Source organism: Hymenobacter lapidiphilus (assembly GCF_003417065.2).
In the GTDB taxonomy this organism is placed as follows: domain Bacteria; phylum Bacteroidota; class Bacteroidia; order Cytophagales; family Hymenobacteraceae; genus Hymenobacter.
On record NZ_QVLT01000064.1, the window covers coordinates 1 to 2,610 of the forward strand.

Annotated in this window: 2 protein-coding genes and 1 pseudogene; all 3 read left to right on the plus strand. The window is 61.9% G+C overall.

Annotated features, from left to right (window positions below; all coding sequences use genetic code 11):
- A pseudogene (locus tag D0N36_RS19390) lies at positions 1–201 on the plus strand (IS982 family transposase); the annotation flags it as partial.
- Complete coding sequence (locus tag D0N36_RS19180) at positions 170–1,063, plus strand: Gfo/Idh/MocA family protein (RefSeq protein ID WP_116943423.1); 894 nt, start codon at positions 170–172, stop codon at positions 1,061–1,063. The pseudogene D0N36_RS19390 and the gene D0N36_RS19180, both read left to right, overlap by 32 nt.
- 337 nt (positions 1,064–1,400) lie before the next feature.
- The coding region (locus tag D0N36_RS19185) for a DEAD/DEAH box helicase (protein ID WP_242479009.1) at positions 1,401–2,610 on the plus strand (1,210 nt) is incomplete at its 3' end.

A 2,610-nucleotide genomic window follows, 5' to 3' on the forward strand; every position in this document is an offset into this window, starting at 1 on the left:
GCGCGGCGCAAAAACAGCAAGCGGCCCCACCACCCGGCCCAAAACTTTCTGATTCAGTATTTTCGCAAAGGTATTGAAACCACCTTCAGCTGCCTGACAGCGCGCTTTCCCAAGCAGATTCATGCCGCAACAGCGGCCGGCTTCGCCTTAAAAATAGTGCTTTTCATCTTTGCCCACGCACTACACCAAGTCGGTTTGTAGTTCGCAACTTGGGTTTGCTAACGATGCGCTGGAGCTGGTGGTGGTGAACACGCCCAACGACACGCACTTTGCGCTGGCCCGGCAGGCGCTTCTGGCCGGCAAGCACGTGCTCATTGAAAAGCCCGTGGCCACTACCGTCGCCGAGCTGGAGGAGCTACTGGCCCTGGCCCGGCAGCAGCAGCGGCACCTGCTGGCCTACCAGAACCGCCGCTGGGATTCGGACTTTCAGCTGGTGCGGCAGGTGGTGGAAAGCGGCCGGTTGGGCCAACTCGCGGAGGTGCATTTCCGCTTCGACCGTTATAAGCTGGCCCTCAACCCCAAGCAGTTCAAGGAACCCCCCGCCGCGCCTGGCAGCGGCCTCAGCTTCGACCTCGGTCCCCACGTGCTCGACCAGGCCCTGAGTTTGTTCGGCCGGCCGTTGCGCCACCGCTTCACCCGCGCCAGCCACCGCCCCGGCTCCCTGGTCGATGACTACTTCCAAGCCCACCTGGAGTATCCCGTGGGCCTCAACGTATTCGTGGCCGGCTCGCTGCTGACGGCCGCGCCCGGCCCGGCCTACGTGCTGCACGGCACCGCCGGCTCATTCCAGAAAACCCGCGCCGACGTGCAGGAAACCCAGCTGGTGGCGGGCCTCTCCCCCACCGCCGCCAGCTACGGCCACGAGCCTGCCGGGGCCGAAGGCGTGCTCACGCTGGCTACGGAGCCGGGCCACTTCCGCACTGAACAACTGGCGGCCCCGGTGGGCACATACGCCGGGCTGTTCGAGGCCGTGCACCAAACCATTCGCCACGGCCGGGCCTTCCCGGTAAGCACCGAACAGCTCCGCTGGCAGCTGGAAATCCTGACGGACGGAGGTTCGTAAGGCTGAAATCCTGGGCTACGCAGAATTTTGGCAACAGTAGCCTTGCTGAGACGCTGCATATATCAAGGCAAAACTCTGGGAACCTGGCAACTCCGGTAAGCTCTAGTACCCCAACGATGCAATGCTGCGCGGTCGGGCCGCTGTGGCTTCTGGTGGGCCGAAGTCAGGAAGGGAAAATTCAGTCCATCTTTCATACCTTATCTTTGTTAGCAGAGCACCATGCGGTTTGCTGGCCGAAAACGACGGGTCAGACTTTTTCCATCCTCTATTTGCAAGCTGAACCTTGACGTTTCACGAATTCAACCTCCACGACGATTTGCTGGCCGGCATCGATGCCATGAATTACCAGCAGGCCACCCCCATTCAGGAGCAGGCCATTCCGAAAATCCTCGACGGCAAAGACCTGATTGCCTGCGCCCAGACCGGCACCGGCAAAACAGCCGCCTACCTGCTGCCGCTGCTCGACAAGATTTCGCACGCCCGCCACGGCACCACCTCCACGCTGGTGCTGGTGCCCACCCGCGAGCTGGCCAACCAGATTGACGAGCAGGTAACGGGCTTCGGCTACTTCGTGGAAGCCAGTTCGATTGCCATTTATGGCGGCGGCAAAAGCGAGGGCTGGGAGCAGCAGAAACGCGCCCTCACCTCGGGCGCCGACATTATCGTGGCCACGCCCGGCCGCCTCATCGCCCACATGCAGATGGGCTACGTGAAGTTCGAGGACCTGAAATACCTGGTGCTCGATGAGGCCGACAAGATGATGGACATGGGTTTCTCCGATGACATCCTCAACATTGTGCGGCAGCTGCCCAAGGAGCGCCAGACGCTGCTGTTCTCGGCCACCATGCCCACCAAAATCCGCGACTTCTCGAAGCAGATTCTCAACGACCCCGAGGAAATCCGGCTGGCCGTGAGCAAGCCCGCCGCCGGCATCGACCAGCAGTTCTACATGGCCTTCGACCGCCAGAAAATATACCTGCTCGAACACCTCATCAAAACGCAGGACGTCCAGAGCATGGTGCTGTTTACGAGCCAGAAAGCGGCCGTAAGCGGGATTGTGAAAGCCATCAACAAGTTGGGCTATGTGGCCCAGGGCATCAGCTCCGACCGCACCCAGGAGGAGCGCGAGCAAATAATGCGCGAGTTCAAGAACAAGCAGTTCCCGATTCTGGTGGCCACCGACGTGCTTAGCCGCGGTATTGATATCGACTCGCTGAGCCACGTGGTGAACTACGATATTCCGCGCGCCGCCGAGGATTACGTGCACCGCATCGGGCGCACGGCCCGCGCCGCCACCAAGGGCACGGCCATCACGTTCATTTCCGACCAGGACCAGGACCGGGTGGTGAAGATTGAAAAGCTCATTGAGCGCGAAATCGAGAAACTGGACATCACCGAAGGCCTGGGCCTGGGCCCCGCGCCCGATTTCGACCCCAAGCGTTTCAGCGGCCTGGGCGGCAAAATTGGTGGCCGCCCCGAGCGTAACGGCGGCCGCTCGGGCGGTGGCAGTGGCGGCGGTGGTGGCGGTGGTGGCCGCTCGGGTGGCA